Below are 21,973 nucleotides of genomic sequence, written 5' to 3'. Positions count from 1 at the left end.
GATCTGCGATTTTCGATTGCCAATTTGCGATTGAAAACGCGGCGGAGTGCGATCGACCAACGCCTTCAATCGCGAATCGCAAATCGCAAATCGAAAATCGGCAATTCCCCTAATCGTCCGTCGGCAGCAGCATCACGTCGAGGTCATCGATCGGGCCCGACCACGTTTCGTTCCGGCGGTTGGTGAAGATGTTGTCTTCCAGCGGGCCGGCAAAGGCGGTGGTGACCCAGTCGACGTGACCGTCGCCGTAGAGGACGTTCTGGCCGTCCTTGGCGTGGTTGGCGCTGTTGGCCATCGTGGCAATGCGGGCGGGCGATTCGATCGTCGCCAGCGCCGCGTTGTCGTCGGCGCCCGCGAAGCCGGGGTTGATGTCGGCGGCGAGGATGTAGCTCTTGGTCAGCAACCGCGACGGCCGGGGCGACGGGCCGTGGTCCGGATAGGGGACGGCGAAGCTGTAGCCCAGGTTCTGGCGGTAGTTGCTGAAGTTCGATTGCAACCGTGCGTCGATTTTGTCCGGGATCGCGCGCTCGGCGTCGCTGAACGGGCAGACGAAGATGGTCGCGGGCAGCTTCTGCGTCCGGCGAAGCAGGTGGATGGACGCCGTCACGTCGTTGGGGCGCGGGCCGTCCACACCGAACGGGTCAGTCGATTCAATGCCGGTGCCGGCCGTTAGCGGCATGCCCTGCGAATAGGTCGTGCGCGGCAGCGAGCGGTTCTCGTTGATGTACATCGTCATCGCGCCACCCAGCTGCTGCAGGTGCGACGCGCATTGCGTGATGAACGACTGATGCCGTACCGCCTGGGCCGTGGGGATAAGGATGCCGATGAGGAGCGCAATGATGCCGACGACGACGGTCACCTCGACGAGCGAAGCGCCCCGCGATCTGCCGCGAGAAGGACGAAGTTCAGGATGGTTCACGGTCGAGAGTATACGGGAAAATGAGCGGGTTGTTGAGTAATCCATTTCGCTTTCGCCATATAAGCCGAGCTCAACGTTGAGATGGTGGCAAGATGGGTAATCTGAGGCGTCGACGGATGCCGTTGCATGAATTGGGCTAAGGAAAGAGCACGCGAAGGTCGCGAAGGGCGGACGCGAAGGACCGCGAAGAAGACGGCCATCTTCGGGCCGTGGTTCCGGTCTCTCTCCCGCAGGTGCCGGGAGAGGTTAGGTGAGGGCGATTTCCGGAATCTGCACCGTACCAATTGTCATCCCGATGGGAGGCTTGCCGACCTGAGGGATCTCCCAAACCGAGAATCGCCCGGGTTTCGAGATCCCTCAGTCGCCTTAGGCTCCGATCGGGATGACAAGTGCGCGAGGCGACAGGGCTTTGTCCGCTCATCTCTAGGCTCCGCTCGGGATGACAATTGTGTGCCGTTCTCCTTCGCGTCTTCGTGCCTCCCTCGGTCCTACCACGTATACCGAACCCGATACGTCACCTTCTTCTCGCCGTCCGGTTCGACGCGTACCGGGAAGTGAACCGTGCGGCTGTCCTGCTTCTCGAAGTCGTCGCTGTTCTTGATGATCTCCCACGTCGCCCAGCGGAAGAGGTTCTCCTTCACGATCACGTCAACCGGTTCCTTCTTGTGGTTGCGCAGCGTGATCTCGAATTCCTCTTCGATCCAGTGGTCGTTCCGGTCGACCTGGAAGTCGGTCTGCTTACGCTCGCCAACGATGTCGAAGGCGCTGCCGAGCTTTACGAGGACCTTTTCGTCCTTGGGTGTGTGCTGGATGACGTCCTCACCAACGAACTCCATGCTGCCGTCGGCGTCGTCGGCCTTGTAGACGCGAATCCGGCCGGCGGGCAGGGGAATGCCCATGCCGTTCTGCTCGCTGTTGGTCGTCTGAAGGTAGACGTCGACCTTCTTGTTCGTCTGCGTGCCCAGGTTGCGGTCGCGGTTGGGCTCGGGGCTGATCCAGTAGCGCATCTGCTCGGGCAGGCCGTAGTAGACGAACGTCTTGTTCACCGGCACGTTCTTCTTTGATGGGAACAGCTCGATCTGCTTGGTCGAGTTGTTTCCGAGCGACGTCGGGCGGCCGAGCGTGTACAGGTGGTATTCGAAGAAGGATTTTTCTTGGAAGCCCATATCCGCACGCTTCGCATCGGCCATCGCCATCGCACGCGGCATGCCGCCGTAAAGCTCCTGCTGCGGCTGCACGCGCTGCACGTCACCGGCGACCAGTTTCAGCTTCGCGTCGGGATAGTTGGCGCCCGACTGGTTCAGAATCGTCACCCACGCCCCCACGTCGGCGGCGGTGTCGTTGGCGTTCATGATGATGCTGTAGTCGGCTCGCCAGGTGATGCCGTCGGTCTGGTACGTCACCTTTGCCAAGTGTTCACCGCCCTTGTCGGCGTCCAGCTTCCAGACGAGCGTTGGCTTGGTGATAAGGTTGGCGGCGTCGGCGAGCGTGACGGTGGTGATGTCGCTGCGGCTGATGACCTGCACGCCTTCTGCGCTCTGCAGGACGACCGTGGCCCCGTCGGATGACAGCAGCCTGCCGGTGACGGTGGTGACGCCCTCGTTGCCGCTGGCGCGCTTGACGATCGTCACCTCTTTCCCCAGGTACTTCTCCATCAGCTTGTTCCCGCTGACGACATCGTACTCGTAGTTCTGTTCGAGCACGCTGGTGCCGTTCGGATCGGTGAGTGATTCGAAGGTAACGGTGGTGGGGTCGATGCCACTGGCGACGTCGCTGAAGCGGATGGTGCCGTCCTTGTCGATGTTGACCTTGCGCACCTCGCGCACCACGCCGTAGCCGGGCAGTTGGTTGGGGAAGTTGCCGTACGGGTTCTGCACCTGCTGGCGGGCCAGTTCCTGCGGATCGAACGTCGCGGGGTCGGCGCTGCTGTAGATGGTGAGGGCGAAGCCGGTGTCGGCAACGCCATCGTCCGCAGCGTTGTTGGTAGCGGCCGGGGCGGGCTGCTCCTGCTGAGCAAAGGTGAACATCGGGACGGCGAGCGACACGGCCAAGGCAAGCGCGATGCGATTCATGAAGGTCTCCGGCTTTTGAATGTCTGGTTGAACGAGTTTACCCGCCAGGGACGCCAAGAGAGAAGCTGGCGAGCCTTGTCCCCTCTCCCGGTACGCCGGGAGAGTGTTAGGGTGAGGGTGATTTCGAACTGCTGACAACTCTCGCGAGAACAAATCACCCTCACCTAGCCTCTCCCGGAGTACCGGGAGAGGGACCGGAGCGACGACTTCGTCACTGGGCGGTCCTTCGGTGGTTCAATCCTCGTTCACTCCCAGTTAGACGCCGCCAACGCCAAAAGGTTGACGCGAAAAAAATGCCGGCCGGGCTTTGGGGCCCGGCCGGCATCGCCAGAAAATGGAAGGGGAGCGTCACGAAAGTCGCCGTGTCTAGAAGCGGCTTCCGCGTCAGGCTTTCCGCCGCGTGTCCCTACAAGACGCGTTCGGTCGGATGCGTTTAACCTGACAGGAATGATTTACGATTCGATCGTGGGAAATGCCAAATGAGAAAGACGGATTCTGTTTCTGCCCCTCTCCGGGTACTTCGGGAGGGGCCAACCTGTCATCCCGAGGGGAGCGGAAGCGACCCGAGGGATCGGCACAGGGGACGGTTCTTGCCCATCGAGATCCCTCAGGTCGCTTCCACTCCCTTCGGGATGACATCCTTCGACCTTGGCGCGGGATCCGTCAAACGTCGACTCACGCTCTTCCGCCGCACCGGGAGAGGGAACTCCAACATTCCGCACTTCCCCTACGTCTTCACACGATCCAGTAACCACACCGCGATCGGGCCCCAGATGAGGATGGGTAGCCAAGCCATTAACGCCGGCCACTTGTCGGTCCAGTCGGGGCCGAGCAGGTTTTGGTTCGCCAGCTGTTGGAACAGGAAGACGCTGCCCATGCACAGGCCGGTCATCGCCAAGCAGAGCCCCGCGGCGTGCTTCAGGCGGCCGGGCTCGCGGGTGAGGATGCAGGGGATCGCCAGCAGCAGCAGGATGATGTTCGTTAAGGGCTGCGTAAACCGCATGTGCCGCACGCGCTGCAAGCTGGCGGCGCCGAAGCTGTTGGGCCGCTGCAGCATCTCGTTGATCTGCGACGTCGACAGCAGATCGATGTAGCCGCCGCGGCGGTACATCGCCAGTTCCTGCGGGGTGACGCTGCCCTTGTACGTGTCGATCAGCTGTTCGACCGGGTCGTTGTCCTCCGGGCGAATGCCGCTCAACCGCCGGCCGTTGATCAGCGACCATTCCTGCGTTCGCTCGTCCCACACGGCCTCGTCGGCGGCGAGGTGGGCGACGACGCGCAGCTGCGCGTCGTACTCCAGCACCGACACGTACTCCATCCGCGGTGGCGTGCCGGGCGAGCCGGGCGTGTACCGGCCGATGTTCAGCACGCGGGCGTCGTCGTCCTTGATGCCGGTCACCGTGAACGAGCCGCGGGTCGACTTCGACAGATCGTCGACGTCGCGCATCAGCTGGGGGATCATGCGCGGGATGACCAGTTCCTGGTTGATCGGCAGCACGACGATGTTCACGACGACCCCGATCAACACGACCGGCAGCGCGATGCGCTGCAACGGCATGCCCGCCGCCATGACGGCCGTCAGCTCGTTGAAGCGCGCCAACCGCATCAGCGTGAACGCCGCCGCCACCACGGGGATGACGCCCGACAGCTGCACGAAGAAGACGAACGCCTTGTGGAAGTAGAACGACCCGATCTCGCTTAGCACAGCGAACAGCGACTGCACGCCACCGGCGGCGTCGTCGGTCTTCACGTTCGTCAGCACGTCGAGGTTGAACACCATGTCCAGCACGATGTACAGCCCGATCAGCACGATCAGCGCGATCGCGTAGTTCTTCAGGAACGAGGAGATGACGTATCGGTCGAGGAGCTTCATAGAGCAATGCCGAATGCCGAATGCCGAATGCCGAATGCCGAATGCCGAATGCCGAATGCCGAATGCCGAATGCCGAATGCCGAATGCCGAATGCCGAATGCCGAATGCTTGTCTATGCCGCTGCCATCTCGTCTTCCATTTCGGAATTCGGCAATGGGCATTCGGCATTTCTTCAAGTTCGCTGCAATCTCCACAACATGCCCGCACCGAGCAGGAAGGTGAGGCTGACGCCGGTCCAGATCAGGATGATGCCGGTGCGGAGCGACTCGCCCGCTTCCCAGAACGTCCACGAGACGTTACCGGCGGTGCGCTGGCCGGCGATGATGAGCGTGATGCAGAGCAACGCCGGGATGAAGCTGATCGCGAAGGCGGTTAGGAAGTTGCCGCTCTTGAAGATCATGCCCATCGCGCAGCCGACGATCACCAGCACGAGGCAGCTTACCGCAAAGGCGGCCCGGCTGTTCAGCTCCGCGATGATGTCGTGGCGCAACACGACGAGGCTGCGGCCGAGGATCTTTTGATTGCGCGTCGCGGCCGCATCCTGACCGGCGTACAGGTCGGGGCGCGAGCGGTTCTGTTCGATCGCCTTCACCTCTGCCGGCATCGGTACGACCACGGTGCGCGACAGCTCGTTGCCGGGCGACGTGTCGTTGCCAATCGTGAGCGATAGATCGCTGAGGCGCATGTCGATCAGCATCGACTTCCCGTCCGACAACGGCCACGACCGCACGCGGAGGGACCGGGCCGTCGCCGACAAGGGTTCGGGGGCACCGCTGGTCTGCCGCAGCGTGATCGCCGACTGGTCGGGCGGCGAGGAGAGGACCAGATCCGCCCCGCGGTTGATGACGACGGTGCCGTTCATGCCGGCCAGCTCGTACGACTCGGTCTCACCGTTGAACGCCACACGGCCGGTCGCGCTGAGCTGCGTCTCGATCAGTTTGGCCATCGCGATCTGTTGATCTTCGCTGATGAAACCATTGAGCGTCTCGCGCACCCGCCGGCTCGTCCAGGGCTTCTCGTACTGGCGCTTCAGGTCCTCCAGCACCATGAACTTCGTGTTCTCCTTGATCATGGGGGGCTGAATGATCGGCCCGAACTGCGTCGCGCCAATGCCCGCCAGCACCTGCCCCGCGGCCACGCGCGGCAGGCGCATGCCCTCGTCGAGCGTAAAGCTGAACTGCACCTGGTCGTCGTCCTCGAACTGCTTGATGTACACGGTCGCCTGCTTGGCCGTGAAGAACTCGATGGGCACGCGCAGCTTCGGGTCGTGCGGGGCGATGCCGTAGCGCACGATCATCGGGCCGATCAGCCGCAAGCGCTGCTCGCGTCCCTCGTCGGCCTGCGGCAGCACGATTGCTTCCTGCGCGTAGACGGCGACGTCCTTGGAGACCTCCAACTGGTGGTTGCGCTCGATCTGGCTGGCGACGATCTGCGCGATGTTCGACTTGATCACCCGCTCGACCTTCAGCGTGAAGTTCGGCACGAGGAAGTAGAGGAAGAGCAGACTGGTGATCGCCACCACCAGCCCCAGCACGATTGCCGGCACCGCCAGCGCACCGTGGCTGACGCCGCCGGCGCGGGCGGCGACCACTTCGTTGTCGGCGCTCAACCGGCCGTAGACCACCGTGCAGGCGAAGAGCGCCGCGATCGGAAAGCTGTAGGCGGTCATCGCGGGGCTTAGGTAGCCCAGGATGGTGACGACCTGCGCCGCGTCCAGCCCACCCTGCATCAGCGGGCGCAGCATGCCGCCAAAGCTCATGATGCCCGCCAGCGCGCCGCTGGTCATCATGAAGACTTTGAACAGGTCGGCAAAGATGTACCAGAAGAGGGTACGGCTCATCGGGACGGCTCCGCCGACTGCGGATTGGAAGACAGTGCGCCTGCGATCACGTCCGCCAGGATCTTGATGCCGGGATCGATCTGGTCGATCGGCACTTGGCCGAAGCTAAGGCGAAGGTGGTTGGTGGGGGTGTGGCCGGCCTCGTCGGGTTGGAAGCAATAGTCGCCGGGCACGTACAGCACGCCGCGCTCGACGGCGGTTCTGAAGAAGTCGCTGTCGCGGCTGGTGTTGATGCCAACGGGTAGCGTCAGCCAGACGTACAGCCCACCGTGCGGGTGCGTGCGATGCAGGCCGGCGGCCTTGGGCAGGTAGCGGTCGAGGGCGCCGGTCATGGCGTCGCGCTTCTTGCGGTAGGCGTCGCGCAGCGTGTGACCGTGGGCCAGGTAGCTGCCGTCGCGCAGCGATTCGAGCGCGATGTGCTGCGTGAGGTTGGCCGAGCCGAAGTCGTGGTTGCCCTTCTGCTGGGCGACGGCGTGCAGCAGGTCGTGCGGCATCGCGCTGTAGCCGAGCTTCAGCCCCGGCGCAAACGGCTTGCTGAACGTGTGGCTGATCACCACGTGCCGGTTGTCCGTGTCATACGACTTGATCGACGGCAGGGCGTCGCCGTCATAAACCAATTCGCGATAGGCGGCGTCTTCTAGAATCAGAATCCGATGCCGCTTGCTGAACCGTTTGGCCAACTCGTACAACCGGGGCCGACGCTCCGCCGACAGGGTGAGACCGGTGGGGTTCTGAAAGTAGCTGGTGCAGTAAATCAGCTTGACCTTGGCAATTCGGCCATCGGCTTCCAGGCGCGTCAGCAAAGCCTCGACGGCGTCGACGTTCATGCCGTCGGCGTCCATCGGGACCGTCATCACCTTCGCGCCAAGCGACGATAGCGTGCCGCTGTAGACGAAATAGCTCGGATTAGCGGCAATTACGATATCGCCGAGGTCAATTAGGGCATCGCCCACGAGGTATAACGCCTGCTGCGACCCGGTCGTTACCAGCAGATCGTCGCTCGTCAGACCCATTGCGCTGGCGGCCTTGCCTTCCATGGCGGCCATGTGTTCGAGGGCCGCGGCCCGCAGGGTGGACAGGCCTGCGGTGGTGTCGTACTGCAGGGCGCTACGGCCGCGTGTGGTGTCGGACAGAATGCGCCCGGTGATGGCGCGGGTCTCGGCAACCGGTAACGTAGAGGCATCAACGAGCCCAGCCGCAAAATTGATCAAATGGGGGTTCCGCAGCGCTGTGGTAATCAGGTAGCTGATCGGCTGCTCGCGCGTACGGCGAGCCTTTTCGGACAGCAGGATCGGAAGAGTCGCGGAAGACATCGGGCTGGGAATCGTACCCCGCTGGTCTGCCCGCGGCAAACCACCCCAATCGCCAACCGTAGCGCAGAACCTGCCAGAATAGCGTCCGATAACCTGTTGTCGGCGTATGGTGTCCACTAACTCCAATAAATTTTAATTCTAAGGGAGGAGATAACGATGGACCCTATCGTGGCGGGGCGATAACCTGCCACTACCGCTGGCATATACGTCGGGGAGCCACGGGCATAAAGCGATAGATGATCATTAGACGATTGACGACCTCAGGTTCATCCAAGGAACAGTGTAAATGAGTAGGGTAAGCGATGCGCCGCGAACTGGTGCCAGCAGCACGCCCAAGGCGCGCCATGTCTGTCCGTTTTGCGGGACGTTGAACGACTCGGCGATCGAGCCGTGCGGCAAGTGCACGATGATGAACACCCCGCAGACCCGCCGGGTCACGCGCGGGCGCATCGGGCCGTGGTACGTCATGCAGTCGCGCAATCCCGCGGCCCCGGGAATGAAGTTCGACGTGCTGCTGGCCTTCATCCGCAAGGGTCAGGTCACCGCCCGGTCGATCGTGCGCGGCCCGACCACGCACCAGTTCTGGCGCTACGCCGCCCACGTGAAGGGGCTCTCGCGCGAGTTCGGCCTCTGCTACTCCTGCGGGTTCGACATCTCGACCGAATCGCACCTCTGCCCGCATTGCGGCAAGATCCAGGAGCCGCCGGCCCAGCCCGATTTGCTGCTGGAAGCGGCGGCGACGCCCGGTGGGGCGGCCCGAACGAATGGTTCCACCGCGATCGCGGCCAGTGAATCGCAGAACGTGCCCGACATGGTCGACGCCGAGGTCGTGCTGGACGAACCGCGTGCCGCGGCGCCGGTGCGCGAGGCGACGCGCGTGGTGATCGAGCCGATCATCGAGGTGACGCCGCAACTGGCCGAGCCGGAAGACGAGCCCGATGCCGCCGCCGCCGCCACAAAGACGTCGTACGAGGTGAACGGCCACCCGAATGGGAATGGGGCCGCCTCGAACGGCTCGAGCAGCGTGGTGGAAGATCGCGGTACCAACGGCGCCAGCTACGTCTCAACTGCCGGGCCCGCGACCATGAACGGTAATGGCGTGGCGCACTCCAACGGCAGCGCGTCGACCGCCCTCATGTCCCCGTCGGACATCGAGGCGGCGTTCCACATGAGGTTTACGCCCGTTGCCGAGTTCCTGACCGAGCAACGGTCCACCCGGCGGTTCCCATGGTTCGCGCTGGCGCTCCTGCTGCTGATCGCGGGCCTCGTCGTCGCCGCCATGCAGTTCCCCGCGGAACGGCAGATCGCGTGGGACTGGACCGTCCAACACTTCGCCATAGCTAAGGATTGGGTGATGGCCCAGTACGCCCAGTATCGGAAGTAGCCGCCGTGGCATGGGCGTCCCGCCCATGCATGCAGTTAGGCCAGAAGATTAGATTTGGATCGGACGGAGCGGCCGAAGCGGCAAGCAAGTGATTCGCATTCAAGTCCTGCTCACCAGCAAGGGCGAGACGCCCACGCCTCGGCGCAGCGTGCCTAGAGCATTTTCGATTCCGCTATAGCGGGCGCAGAATACGCTGTCATCCCGATGGGAGCCCTGGCGACCCGAGGGATCTCGAGCTACTTAGCGACTCCCAGTCAATGGAGATCCCTCAGGTCGCTACCGCTCCCTTCGAAATGACAAACGCTTTCTTAGACGCTCGATCCATCAGACGTTGCCCAACCGTTCGCGCAGTTTCGAAACAATCTCCCCGCGTGCCACTGCACTCTGCTGACTGGCCTTCAGGTCCTTCAGCATCACCGTTCCATTAACAAGCTCGTCATCGCCAACGACGACGCAGAACGCCGCCTTCTCGCGGTCGGCGAGCTTTAGCTGGCCCTTCATCCCACGGCCAGACAAATCCATGTCCGCAGCGACGTTCGCGGCCCGCAGCTCGGCCAGCAGCTTCAGGTTATGATCCTTCGCCGCGTCGCCGTGCTGGGCGAGCCAGACGAGCGGGCGATCCGTGCTCGGCAGGGCGGCCTGCTGGGCTTCCAGCGCGATCAGCAACCGTTCCAGGCCACTGCCGAATCCCACGCCGGGCGTCGGCCGGCCGCCAAGCTGTTCGACAAGGTTGTCGTACCGCCCGCCACCACCGACGGCATTCTGCGACCCCAGCCCGCCGGCGGTTACTTCCCAGAGCGTGTCGGTGTAGTAGTCGAACCCGCGCACGAGTGCGCCATCAACCGTGTACGGCAAACTCATGGCCGACAGCAGGGCGGTCACCCGATCGAAGTGCTTCCGCGACTTCTCCGACAGCGAATCGACCGCCGGCGGGGCGCCCTTTACGGCCTCCACGTCGCGCGGGTCCTTGCTGTCAAGAATGCGCAGCGGGTTCGTCGTCAGGCGCCGCTGCGAGTCTTCACTCAGCGTCGCCGCCTTCGGGCCGATGAAGGACACGAGTGCTTCGCGATACCGCGCCTTGCTCTCGGCATCACCCAAGCTGTTCACGCGCAGCGACAAATCCTTCAGCCCGCAGCGGCTGTAGAACTCCATCTGCAGTTGAATGCACTCGACGTCCTGTTCCGGGTCGGGCACGCCGAACGCTTCAACCCCGAACTGGTGGTGCTGGCGATAGCGGCCCTTCTGCGGCCGTTCGTGCCGGAAGTTGGGGCCGATGTAGTAGACCTTCGCGCGGGCACCCTGATCGTTCAGCAACCCGTTCTCGATCACCGCCCGCACGACGCCAGCGGTGCCTTCGGGGCGAAGGGTGATAGAGGACCCATCGCGATCGGTGAAGGTGTAGGTCTCCTTCGACACCACGTCGCTCGTCTCGCCCACGCCGCGGTGGAACAAGTCGGTGTACTCGAAGATCGGCGTGCGGATCTCACCGTAGTGGTACAGCGCGGCCGTCTCGCGCGCGATGCGCTCGACGAAGTGCCACCTGGGGGCGTCTTGCGGGAGAAGGTCGGTCGTTCCTTTGGGGGCCTGAATCTTCGTCGCGCTCATCGTAGTTCCGTTTGCGCGCCAAGACCGCCAAGTTGCCAAGCACGCCAAGGGGAGAAAGAAAAGAGGATAGAAGGTGAAGGATACAGAAGGCGCTGTCGCGCCTCGATCCTCCAGCTTCTATCCTCTGTCTCTGTATTCCTTGGCGCTCTTGATGTCCTTGGCGATCTTGGCGCTAAATCCAATCGCCAGCTCGCCTGCTTACTCGGCTTTGGCCGCTTCCTCTTCCTTGCCCACCTCGACCTCTTCGATCTCGGCGGTGGCGAGGATCGTGTCGATGGCCTTCTGTTCACGCATGGTGACGTACAGGTTCGACAGCGAGCCGTCCTTGCTCATCTGCTGCTTCATCTTCTCGGGGCGCTCGCCGCGCTGGGCGGCCAGCATAGCGATGCGGCCGTTCAGTTCGGCCTCGTCCACGTCCACGTTCTGGTCGGTGGCGATCTTCTGGAGGATGAAGAACAGTTTCAGTTCACGGGCAGCTTCGTCCTTGGCGCCGCCGCGGAGCTGTTCGATGTTTTCGATGATCTTCTCCTGCGGCACGCCACGCTGCATCAGGTCCATCGCGCGGCGTTGAACCACGCGGTCGGCCTGCTTGTCGCTCAGCTTGGCGGGCAGCTCGAAGTTCACGTTCTCGCTCAGGTACTTGCTGACCTGCTCGCGCTGGCTCTGCTGAACGTCGAAGTTGATGCGCTCGACCATCTGCTCACGCAGCGCGTCGCGCAGCTCCTGCTCGTTCTCGAAGCCCAGGCCTTCCAGGAACTCCTGGTTGATCTCGGCGGCCTCCAGCTTCTTGATGTCCTTGACCATCACCTCGATCGCCACTTCCTTGCCCTTGATCTTCTCGTTCGGGTGGGTGTCGGGGGCGGTCACGGTGATCGTCTTGGTCTCGCCGGCCTTGGTGCCTTCCAGCTGCTTATCGAGATCGGCGATCTGGATGCCCGCGATGCGGCCGGGGCGCACGACGATCTGGCTATCATGGCCATGGTCGATCACCTCGTCGCCCACCTTCACGTGGACGTCGGCGGTGACGTAGTCCTTGGCCTGTACGCCGCGATCCTCGACCGGCACCAGCGCGCCCTGCTGCTCGCGCAGGTTGGTCATGGCCTGTTCGACGTTTTCGTCCTTAATCTCGATCTTGGGCTTCTTGACCTTGATGCCCTTCAGTTCGGGCAGCGTGATCTCTGGCTGAACCTCGACGCTGAACGTGTAGTTCAGGCCGTTGCCGTCGGTGATCTCCAGCTTCTCGGCATCTTCGATCTCGGGCTCGCCGAGGACCTGAAGGTTGTTCTTCTCGATGGCCTGCTGGTAGCTCTCGCTGATCAACGTGCGGCGGACCTGGTCCTTCACGTCGCTGGCGAACTTCTTCTCGATCAGCTTCGCGGGGGCGCGACCGGGGCGGAAGCCGGGGATGGCGGCCTGGGTGCGCAGTTCCTTGTATTGCTCGGCCAGCTTGGTGTCGATGCGCTCACGAGGGATTTCGACCGAGACCTTCTTCGTCGCCGGACCGGCGTCCTCGACCTTGATCGCGTACTCGTAGGCGTCGGTTTCCTGTTCGGCGACGGCGGTGTTTTCTTCGGCCATGACAGATCCTTCAAGTTTCAATGTACAACCCGGCGGGCCGCGCTCGCGTCCGAACCTGGGAAAGTCCAGTAATTTAGTCGATGCCTGCGTTCAATGCAAAGGGTCGCGGGTTGCCACCGTCGCGCCTGCCGTGGTACACCATTATCTAATGCTCGATCTCTGGGACAACCTCTTCTTCCTGATCAACCGCTACCTGCACATCGTCTGTACCACCCTGCTGGTCGGTGGAACGCTGTTTTATGAGATGGTGGTGCCGGTGGCGATCGGCGAGCTCAAGAGCGAGCAGCAACTACTGGTGTTCGGGCGAGCCCGGTGGATGTTCCGGTCGATCGTCTGGACGAGCGGCGTCGTGCTGATCCTGACGGGCATCGCCTCCACGGTCGACCACTGGGGCAGCTACCGCGCCTCGGGCACGACCCTGCCCACCGCGGTGCAGATGGCCGAGGCCAGCACGCGACCCGTGGTGGACAACGGCAGCGCGGCAATGCGGGCCGACTGGTGGTGGGTGGCGCACGCCAGCACCGGCACGCTGGCGGTGCTGATCGCGTTCAGCCTGACCACCGGCGCCACGCCACCGGCGCGGCCGGTGCAGTGGATGCGCGTGAACCTCATGATCCTGCTGATCGTGATCTTCCTGGCGACGGTCACGCGACACGTGCGGCAGTTCCGGGAAGACCGCAAGGCGGCGGACCTGAACATCGCGCGGTTCAACGCCGTCACCGCCGCCGCCAATGCCGTCGCCGCCGCGGCCCTCGCCGAAGCTCACGAAGATGATGCCGCCGACGTCGACGAAGGTCCGGGCGCCGACGACGCCGCTGGCATCGGCGCCACCGGGCCGGCACTATTGCCCGGCACGATGCCCACGACCCACCCATGAGCGCCGATCTGCCAACCTCGCCCGGCGTCGAACCGCTGATCGCGGTGGGGCGCGTCACCGTGGTGCCGGCGGCCGTGCGGTGGCAGTATGCGCGCGGTTCGGGGCCCGGCGGGCAGAACGTCAACAAGGTTAACACGAAGGCCGAACTGTGGGTCGCCGTCAGCGCGATCACCGGTCTGACCGAACGGGCTGCGGGCAGGCTGCGGCAGATCGCGGGAAAGCGCCTGACGGCGGACGATTTCGTTCACATCGCCTCCGACGAGCACCGCTCGCAAGAGGGCAACCGCGAGGCCGTTGTTGGCCGGCTGCGCGATTTGATCGTCGAGGCGATGCACGAGCCGAAGGTCCGGAAGAAGACTAAGCCCTCGCGGGCCGCCAAACGTCGGCGGGTGGAAGCGAAGCGAAATCGCGGGGACGTTAAGGCCAGACGACAGGGGCGGGTGCAGGAGGGGTAAACGGCGGGCGGCCAAGCGTCGAACGAGCCACCGTAGCATGGGCGGCCCGCCCATGTGCGTCGGTACACCGACGCGTCGGATGGTACTCCATCCGAATCAGCCATCGCGCCAGCGAACCCACTTTCTGATTACACCGAGTAGGAGTCGCTTGCGCTCTTTACTTCGGACGGCGTACCGTCCGACACCGCGGGGTACCGCGGCTCCACGGGCGGGCCGCCCGTGCTACGCCTATGCGGGCGCTACGCTCCTTCGCGGATATTCTTCCCGATGATCAAACGCGACGCGGCGTCGCATTCAACCGCAAATCGTCAAACGAAACGAGGGACGCCATGCGGCGTCCCTCGTTGGATTGCTGCTGGGATCGATCGCGTTACGCGTGACGATCAGTCTTCTTCTTCGAATTCGTCATCGTCATCATCGTCGTCGTCATCGTCATCGTCGAAGTCGTCGGACTCGTCGTCGTCGAACTCGTCGTCGTCCTCGTCTTCGTCCTCATCCTCGTCTTCGTCCTCATCGTCGTCGAGGTCGGCGTCGTCCTCGTCCTCATCGAGGTCGTCTTCATCCTCGTCTTCTTCGTCCTCGTCGTCCTCATCCTCGTCTTCTTCGTCTTCCGCGTCCTCATCCTTGGCCTTGCGCTTGGCGGCCGAGGGAAGCGCGTCGTCGTCGAGGAAGCCAAGGGGGCGGGCCGGGGCGATCAGGCCCGAGAGCGTGGAAGCCACTGCCTGGCGGAGGTAGTCGGGCAGGGCGGCGAAGTCGGCACAGTGCAGTGCGGTTGTCATGAGCGTCTTCCCTGAGGGGCCGTGGGTCACACCGCACGGCACAACGAGGCCGTGCGGCTGGAGAGTTGAACCCGAACCCGGCGTCGCTGTCAACGCCGGTTCTCCTCTCACCGCTTCTCCCGTGGCCGGTGAAAGTGGCGGTATTGAAGCGAGGGCGTCTGGCAGCGTCAAGCGCGAAACGGGAAGAAATGGTGAAGTGGACGTAAGGTTCTTTGCGCGGGTCGCGAGCGTTCACGGAAGGAAATGCAACCGCAGCGACGCGGAGCACGCGGAGATAGCGGGAGAAGGACGGTCGTTAAATCCTTGATCGTGTCGTCCGCGCTCGCTCCCGCGCCAGCACCGGCCTTGCCGCCTTAGCGGCACGGTCTTCGATTCCCACTATCGGTCATCACGCTTTACTCGATGGAGCCGACGGCGCTGCATCCTCGTCGATCTTGGCCCTACGTAACCATAACGCGTTGCCGATCACCGTCACGTCCGACAGCGCCATGGCGCCAGCAGCGATCAACGGGTTCAGGAAGCCGAACGCCGCCAACGGGATCGCCAGCACGTTGTAGATGAAGGCCAGGAACAGGTTCTGGCGGATCGTGCGCATCGTGGCGCGCGACAGTCGCACCGCCTGCGCAACACCGCGCAAACTGCCACTGACCAGCACGATATCGCCGGCTTCTTTGGCGATGTCCGACCCGGTGCCGATCGCGATGCCGAGGTCGGCCGCGGCGAGCGCGCCGGCGTCGTTGATGCCGTCGCCGACCATGGCGACCTTTTGAGATTTCGGAGTGCGGATTGCGGAGTTCGGATTTTGAAGCAGGGCGATCTGCGCGGCTTTGCCGGCGGGTTTGACGTTGGCATGAACGGTGTCGATGCCGGCCTGCTGCGCGATCGCGCGGGCGGTGGCCTCGTTGTCGCCGGTGAGCATAACGGTCCGCAGCCCCATCGCGTGCAACGCACTAATGGCGGCGATGCTGTCGGGCTTCACGGGGTCGACGATCAAAATGGTGCCGACGTGGCGGCCGGTCGTGGCGCGCGCATCCTGCACGCCGACGTGCACGATCGTGCGCGGGTCGTTCCCGGCGGCGGGAGGGAGCGCGATGCCGTGCGATTCGAGCAATGCTGCGGACCCGACGAACAGACACTGGCCGTCCAGCGTCGCCGTCACACCGGCGCCAGGCTCGCTGGCAAAATCGGTGGGCTCGGCGATGGTCAACTTGCGCGCCTTGGCGGCTTCCACGATCGCGGTGGCAACGGGATGGGCGCTGAACTGCTCGGCGGCGGCGGCGTATCGCAGAACGTCATCTGCCGAGGCGCCACCAGCCCCTAGGATTTCGCTCACCGCCGGGCGGCCGGCGGTGACGGTGCCAGTCTTGTCCAGCACGACCACGTCGAGCTTCTCAGCGGCTTGCAGGCCGTCGATGTCGCGCACGAGAATGCCGCGCTTGGCGCCCATGCCGGTGCCGACCATCAGTGCCGCCGGCACCGCGAGCCCGAGAGCACAGGGGCAGGCAATGATCAGCACGCTGCAGACCGCCTTGGCAAGGTTCGCCCAAAGGACGGCCGATTCATGGCCCTGCACCGTGCCGTAAACGTACCAGCCGACTCCGGTGATCAGCGCGATCACCAGCACGCTCGGCACGAAGATCGCGCTGATGCGGTCGGCCAGGTGCTGCACGGGGGGCTTGCTGGACTGCGCGTGCTCGACGAGCTTCACGATCTGCGCCAGCGCCGTCTGCGAACCAATCTGGGTGACGCGTACGGTCAGCCGACCGTCGCGGTTGACCGTGCCGCCGATGACTTTATCGCCAACGGCACGGGCGACCGGTAACGGCTCACCCGTCAGCATCGATTCGTCCACGCTCGCCCGGCCAGCGGTTACGACGCCGTCGATCGGCACCTTGTCGCCAGGGCGAACGAGGACGTGGTCGCCGATGGACAGGTCGGCGACGGCTACCTCCACGGGTTGAAGGTCCACAAGCTTCAGCGCCTTGGCCGGCGCCAGATCGAGCAGTTCGCGAATCGAACTGCCGGCCGACTGCCGGGCGCGGGCCTCCAGCCAGTGGCCGAGGCTGATGAGGGCCAGCAGACCGGTCGCTTCGACGAAGTACAGGTGCGGCAGCGTACCGAACGCGCCACTGAGGTAGCCGATGAGGCTGACCATGCTGTAGACGTACGCGACCGACGCGCCCATGCTGATGAGCGTGTCCATGTTGCTCGTGCGCCGTTTCAGAGCGCCCCAGGCGCTGCGGAAGAAGCTGGACCCCACGTAGGTGATCGCGATCGTGCTGGTGATGGCGGCGACGTACTCCAGCCACAGGTGCGCCGGCGCGCCACCGCGGTGGGCCGCATGAGGATCCGCGGGCCAAAAGTACATTGCCATGTGCGTCGCTTCGACCGGGAGCCAGAGCAGCGTGCCGACGATTGCCCGGCGGCGCCAGCCACTGGCGTGGTGGGCCTGCCGTTCCAACCGCTCGTGCTCAGCCTGGGCGGCGTCGGACGCGGGGTCTTCCGGCGTCGCGGAATAGCCGGACTTCGTGATGGCATCGGCGATGTTCGACGCGTCGGTCAGCTTGGGGTCGTAGGAAACCGCCGCCCGACCACGGGCGAGGTTCACGTTCGCAGATCGCACGCCCGGCACCTTGTCGATCGCGTGCTGCACGTGCGACACACAGCTGGCGCAGTCCATTCCGTTAACCGCGATGCCGATCTCGCAAACGTCGGCGTCAGCGCTCTGGGGTTCCGTTGGGGCGAGCGTGCTTTGGGAACTCATGGTGACGATCCTTCGAGAACGAAACGTCGCGCCTTCAATCGTCGGCTGCTACTCGTTGGCTGGGTAGCCTGCCTCGGCCAGTGCCGTAGCGATCTGACCGGTGGAGATCTCGCGCTCACTGAAGGTGACGTGGACCTGCTTGGTCGGCACGTCGGTCTTCACCTCGGCAACGCCGGGCTTGGTGGTGAGGGCGGTCGTGATGCGAGCGGCGCACTTGCCGCAGTTCATGCCGGGGGTGGTGAAGGTCTTGGTCATGGGGATGTCCTTTCTAATCGAAGGAAGGGCGAGAGGATCTCGCCGTTGAACGAAAGCGCTTATAAGAAGCGGATGAGCAACTGCCGCACCTCGGCCGACAGTTCTTCGGGGGTGCGCTTCTTCGACTCCGGATGCGCACCGGCACAGCCCGCCACGCACGTCTCGAGATGGTTGGCCAGCAATTCTACGCCCATCGCATCCAACGCCGATCGGATGGCCGCCAGTTGGGTGAGCACATCCATGCAGTAACGATCCTCGGCGACCATCTTCTGCAGCCCGGCCACTTGGCCGGCGATACGGTTCAATCGCTTTTCAACCGAGGATCGGGATGTCGTCTTCATTGCGGCCTCCATCTACATCATCATTATACCCCCGGGGGGTATAAGGTCAAACCGATTCCATGGATAAACGAAGAACCCGATGGCCGGTGGGGCCATCGGGTTCCGTTTGCTTTCGAGTTGTACCGCTGAGGTTACTTCATCTTCTCGGCGTACTTTTCCGGGTCTTTCTTGAACTCGTCGATGCAGCCGGCGCAGCAGAAGGCGACCTTCTTACCGTTCCAGTCGGTGGTCACGTCGGGGTCGACCGGGTTTTCGGTCTGGATCGGGCAGAACTTGTTGACCGGCGCAGCCGCCGGTTGGGTGGCGGGCTTGTCCTCGGCGAACGTCAGGGCGGTCACCGAAAGCAGCAGGGTCATCGCGAACGCGGGAATCATCATTTTCATACGGTTCCTGGGTATTGAACTGGAGGCGAGTGGTTGGCGATCACTTCTTGAAGTACGCCGCGTTCTTCTCGATGAACTCGGCCCACTCGGCCGGGAGGTCTTCCTGGGGGAAGATCGCCTGCACGGGGCATTCGTCGACGCACAGGCCGCAGTCGATGCAGACGTCGGGGTCGATGTAAAGCATGTCGGCCGCCTCGAAGTTCGGGCTGTCCTTCGTAGGGTGGATGCAATCGACCGGGCAGACCGCGACGCAGGCGGTGTCCTTCGTGCCAATGCAGGGCTGGGCAATGATGTGGGCCATGATGAAAACGATTCTCCTTACAGGTCGGCTGTCGCGCACGATTATAGGGGGGTTCGGGATGGCGGCAATAGGAGATTGTTTCGCCCGAACGCGGGTGGTCCGTACCGGGTAAACGATCGCGACGATCAGGCAAGATCGGGGGTTCCCACCGGCCAGCGGTCGCCACTACAGTGCAGGCAAAGGAGCTTCAAATGGCACAGAACAACGCATCGGACGACAAGAAGGATACGGTCACCCGCGCCCCGGAGGCCGGCGAAACCGAGGATCGCAACGCCCGCCGGGGTACGCCGACCGGGGGCGGAGCCAAGGACGACGTTCGCAATGCCCCGGAGGCGGGGGATAAGACGAAGGACTCGACTGGGAAGTGAAGGGGTGCCGCGCGTCTGGAAGGATCGTCAGCTCGAAAGGTGTTAAGCAATAAGGTCGCGACTGCCTTCCCGCGGCATGGGCGCCTCGCCCATGCGCGTGGACTGGAATGCAGAATGTAATTTGTGGGCTGGCGCGCCGACCGAGTCACTGTTGCAAATCTTGTCTTCCTGCCGCCCACGATCATGGGCGAGACGCCCATGCCACGGGCCGAGCGGATGCGGTCCGCCTTCAGCAAGTCTTCAGAGCGATCCGGCGCATTGCGCCGTACGACATCGCGCAAGACGAAGAGGTCCTTCGGAGTACCTCAGAGGGTGTTTATTAAGACGGAAGGGCCTGCGCTTCTCGTAGCATGGGCGCCAGAGCCCATGGTGTCGGTACGCCGACACGTCGGATGGTACGCCATCCGAATCAGCAATCGCGTCAGCGAAGAAATTGCTGAAAAGCCCGAGGAGCAGATCGCTTGCGCTCGTTAGCTCGGGCCGAGTACGGTCCGACATCGCGGGGTACCGCGGCTCCATGGGCGGGACGCCCATGGAGCGGTGACGAGCGAGCCCGACGGTGTTCCTAAACACTCTCTCAGGATGACGAGTTAACTTCCTCGTCTCTCGCTGGGTACAAAGCCGGATTACATCTTTGGTGACGCCGTGCCGTTCTCGGCCAGCGCGGGATCGAGGTTCTCGGCGGCATGCCGTGGGGTGTAATACCGTTTCAGCCACCGGCTTAGGCCATCGAGGCCCGGGAACAGCACACGTTCGGTGATGTTCGCTTGGTCGAGCTTGTCGCGAACCTCCCACTTCAATTCCTTCGGGATCACCAGCCGAAAGCCGAGTTCCGGGCGGTTTGCCAGCCAGTCCTGCAGCAAGTAGGTGGGGTTCGACAGCACGCTGAACATCGCAAACTGGTTGACGATGCGGTCATCGAGGCTGGGGGGCTCGAAGAAGCAGACGAACGGGTTGCTGGGGTCGGCCAAGCCGTCGAAGTCGCCGAGCGTGGGGGCGGCGCGGTGCAGCATCTCGGTCGTGAAGACGTCCGACCCCTCGTGCGACAGCAGATCCTTTAGTGCCGGTGGCAGCAGCGTGTGGGCCTTGATGTAGTCCACGCACCACACGCAGCCGTCACGGTCGAACAGTTCCAGGTTCTCCGTCGCAAAGTGAAGCGCGACGTAGGGCGAGAACGTCCAGTCGAGCAATCGCGTGGGCAACCCATGATGCTGGCCGAGCGACAGCCAGTTCCAGATCAAATCGTTGACCGAGGCGTCGCGGTGGGCGTACTTGCGGAAGTTGCGGATGATGTGCAACTCCTGCTTTGGCGCCTGCGATCCCAGGCGCACCAAGCCGGTGCGCAGCGATTCCCTGACGTCCTGCCGACCCCGGAACGCAAGGCTGGATCGAAACCGACCCAACGGCTCGCGCCACGCGTCGGCGAACAGACGATCGTGCAGTTCCGCCCACGATTGAACGACGATCTCGTCCATGGGTAACCTTCGATGCGCGGTGTGGGCCAAGGACCAAACTCGGGCCAATACGAAGAACGCGCCCCAAGCGTACTCGTCATCCTGAGGTACTCCGAAGGATCTCTTCGTCTTCCACGGAGACAGCAGAGATCCTTCGCAATACCTCAGGATGACGAGGGTCGATGATGGGCATTATCGCCGAGACCGTCAGCGATTTCGCCACCGCCTTCAGCCGCTCGGACCCTGCCTATCTTCCGTACATCTTCCTCGTCGCGACGTACGCGGCGTCCACTGCGGGCCAGTTGACCACGTTCCACCACGCCTTGATGTAGTCGGCACGCTTGTTCTGATACTTCAGGTAATAGGCGTGTTCCCACACGTCCAACGGCAGCAGGGGAGCGGCGCCGGGAACCATGCGCAGGTCCTGATCGCCCGACTGGGTGACGACGAGCGTGTCGCCGACCGGTTCGTAGGCCAGGATCGCCCAGCCACTGCCCTTCACGCCACCAGCGACGCTGGAGTAATAGCTCTTGAAGGCCTGGATCGAACCGAACTGCTTGTTGATCGCGTCGGCAATCGCCGATCCGGCGGCGGGGTCGCCACCGGTGTTGGGGGCCATGGTCGCCCAGAAGACGGTGTGCAGGATATGCCCACCGGCGTTGAAGCTGACGTTGCGCTGCAGTCCTTCCAGCTTGGCCGTATCCACATCGCCACCCGCCTGCAGTTCTGCTACCGAGGCCAGGGCCTTGTTCAAGCCGTCGACGTAACCCTGGTGGTGCGCGTCGTGGTGCAGCTGCATCGTCTGGCGATCGATGTGCGGCTCGAGCGCCTCGTACGGGTACGGGAGTGGCGGCAGGGTGTACTTGCCGTCCTTGTAGCCGGCGCCGATGGCGTTGGCGATGGGTGATCCGCCGCGCGGCACGTCGACTTCCGGAGCGCCGCCAGCCTGACCATCGGCCTGGGCCAGCACGCCGGAGGCATTTGCCATGATGCCGGCCAGCGCCAGTGCGGGGACGGCCTTGGTCAGTACGTCGCGTCGGGTGGGTACGTTCTCGATCATCGCAGTTCCTTTCGATTAGGTACGGCGACAGTATCACAGGATGGAAATCGAGTGGGAGGGCGATTCGCAGAATTAGTAGGCAAAAAAAAGAAACCTTCCGCCGTGGCAGGCGGAAGGCTTCTGTTGTTTCGTGACCCAAGTTGGAGCCGGGTCCAAAACGGTTAAGGGTGACGGGTTCGATTAAACCTGAAAGACGCCGGAGACTTCTAAGTGCCACGCGCTCCAGCAGGAGGACCGGTTGGGCCCTCCGCGAAGGACTACTTCTTCTTCGTAGTCTTCTTCGTCGTCTTCTTGGTCGCCTTCTTCGTGGCCTTCTTAGCGGTCTTCTTCATTGCCATGGTTAAACGTCACC

19 protein-coding genes are annotated in these 21,973 nt (G+C 63.4%); 4 read left to right on the top strand and 15 right to left on the bottom strand.

The features are described from left to right. Positions 1-109 precede the first annotated feature (109 nt). The 5 genes from VGN72_08835 to VGN72_08815 form a co-directional block, all read right to left on the bottom strand. Positions 110-859 carry a hypothetical protein gene (locus VGN72_08835; GenBank protein HEV7299453.1) on the bottom strand — a complete coding sequence of 250 codons (750 nt, stop codon included), beginning with the start codon at positions 857-859 and terminating at the stop codon, positions 110-112. Between the two features lie 548 nt (positions 860-1,407). Then, a complete protein-coding gene (locus VGN72_08830; protein ID HEV7299452.1) occupies positions 1,408-2,991 on the bottom strand; it encodes a hypothetical protein in 1,584 nt (527 codons plus the stop codon). A gap of 727 nt (positions 2,992-3,718) precedes the next feature. Continuing rightward, entirely contained in the window at positions 3,719-4,864 is a 1,146-nt protein-coding gene (locus VGN72_08825) for an LptF/LptG family permease (protein ID HEV7299451.1), read from the bottom strand. Positions 4,865-5,036: 172 nt separating this feature from the next. Continuing rightward, on the bottom strand, positions 5,037-6,704 hold the full coding sequence (locus tag VGN72_08820; protein HEV7299450.1) for an LptF/LptG family permease: 1,668 nt from the start codon (positions 6,702-6,704) through the stop codon (positions 5,037-5,039). Continuing rightward, positions 6,701-8,017, bottom strand: a complete 1,317-nt coding sequence (locus VGN72_08815) for a PLP-dependent aminotransferase family protein (GenBank protein ID HEV7299449.1) — start codon at positions 8,015-8,017, stop codon at positions 6,701-6,703. The genes VGN72_08820 and VGN72_08815 overlap by 4 nt, the downstream gene beginning before the upstream one ends. Before the next feature lie 286 nt (positions 8,018-8,303). Here VGN72_08815 and VGN72_08810 point away from each other — a divergent pair, with 286 nt between their 5' ends. Continuing rightward, positions 8,304-9,401, top strand: a complete 1,098-nt coding sequence (locus VGN72_08810) for a hypothetical protein (GenBank protein ID HEV7299448.1) — start codon at positions 8,304-8,306, stop codon at positions 9,399-9,401. Between the two features lie 324 nt (positions 9,402-9,725). Here the strand turns inward: VGN72_08810 and hisS are convergent, their stop codons facing one another. Further along, complete coding sequence (gene hisS, locus VGN72_08805) at positions 9,726-11,006, bottom strand: histidine--tRNA ligase (GenBank protein HEV7299447.1); 1,281 nt, start codon at positions 11,004-11,006, stop codon at positions 9,726-9,728. Positions 11,007-11,204: 198 nt separating this feature from the next. After that, positions 11,205-12,584, bottom strand: coding sequence for a trigger factor (gene tig, locus VGN72_08800; GenBank protein ID HEV7299446.1), 1,380 nt, complete (start codon positions 12,582-12,584; stop codon positions 11,205-11,207). A gap of 148 nt (positions 12,585-12,732) precedes the next feature. Between tig and VGN72_08795 the strand changes: the two genes are divergently transcribed. Then, positions 12,733-13,461, top strand: a complete 729-nt coding sequence (locus VGN72_08795) for a hypothetical protein (GenBank protein HEV7299445.1) — start codon at positions 12,733-12,735, stop codon at positions 13,459-13,461. Beyond that, positions 13,458-13,916: an alternative ribosome rescue aminoacyl-tRNA hydrolase ArfB gene (gene arfB / locus VGN72_08790; protein HEV7299444.1), complete on the top strand. Its 459-nt coding sequence runs from the start codon at positions 13,458-13,460 to the stop codon at positions 13,914-13,916. Before VGN72_08795 ends, arfB begins: the two co-directional genes overlap by 4 nt. A gap of 383 nt (positions 13,917-14,299) precedes the next feature. Here the strand turns inward: arfB and VGN72_08785 are convergent, their stop codons facing one another. From VGN72_08785 to VGN72_08760, 6 genes are all read right to left on the bottom strand, one after another. Beyond that, entirely contained in the window at positions 14,300-14,788 is a 489-nt protein-coding gene (locus VGN72_08785) for a hypothetical protein (protein ID HEV7299443.1), read from the bottom strand. Between the two features lie 295 nt (positions 14,789-15,083). After that, complete coding sequence (locus VGN72_08780) at positions 15,084-17,459, bottom strand: heavy metal translocating P-type ATPase (GenBank protein HEV7299442.1); 2,376 nt, start codon at positions 17,457-17,459, stop codon at positions 15,084-15,086. 48 nt (positions 17,460-17,507) lie between these two features. Then, positions 17,508-17,714: a heavy-metal-associated domain-containing protein gene (locus VGN72_08775; GenBank protein ID HEV7299441.1), complete on the bottom strand. Its 207-nt coding sequence runs from the start codon at positions 17,712-17,714 to the stop codon at positions 17,508-17,510. Positions 17,715-17,773: 59 nt separating this feature from the next. Continuing rightward, a complete protein-coding gene (locus VGN72_08770; protein ID HEV7299440.1) occupies positions 17,774-18,055 on the bottom strand; it encodes a metal-sensitive transcriptional regulator in 282 nt (93 codons plus the stop codon). Between the two features lie 131 nt (positions 18,056-18,186). Beyond that, entirely contained in the window at positions 18,187-18,438 is a 252-nt protein-coding gene (locus tag VGN72_08765; protein ID HEV7299439.1) for a YHS domain-containing protein, read from the bottom strand. A gap of 40 nt (positions 18,439-18,478) precedes the next feature. After that, positions 18,479-18,739 (bottom strand): ferredoxin family protein, encoded by a 261-nt coding sequence (locus tag VGN72_08760; GenBank protein HEV7299438.1) that lies wholly within the window; start codon positions 18,737-18,739, stop codon positions 18,479-18,481. Positions 18,740-18,930: 191 nt separating this feature from the next. Between VGN72_08760 and VGN72_08755 the strand changes: the two genes are divergently transcribed. Further along, a complete protein-coding gene (locus VGN72_08755; GenBank protein HEV7299437.1) occupies positions 18,931-19,107 on the top strand; it encodes a hypothetical protein in 177 nt (58 codons plus the stop codon). Between the two features lie 626 nt (positions 19,108-19,733). Here VGN72_08755 and VGN72_08750 read toward each other — a convergent pair. Next, positions 19,734-20,582 (bottom strand): FRG domain-containing protein, encoded by an 849-nt coding sequence (locus tag VGN72_08750; protein ID HEV7299436.1) that lies wholly within the window; start codon positions 20,580-20,582, stop codon positions 19,734-19,736. Positions 20,583-20,808: 226 nt separating this feature from the next. Next, entirely contained in the window at positions 20,809-21,621 is an 813-nt protein-coding gene (locus tag VGN72_08745) for a superoxide dismutase (protein ID HEV7299435.1), read from the bottom strand. Positions 21,622-21,973 lie beyond the last annotated feature (352 nt).

The sequence above is a fragment of the Tepidisphaeraceae bacterium genome (assembly GCA_035998445.1).
GTDB lineage: Bacteria > Planctomycetota > Phycisphaerae > Tepidisphaerales > Tepidisphaeraceae > DASYHQ01.
Note: the sequence above shows the minus strand (reverse complement) of the source record. Positions and strands in the feature narration are given on the sequence as shown.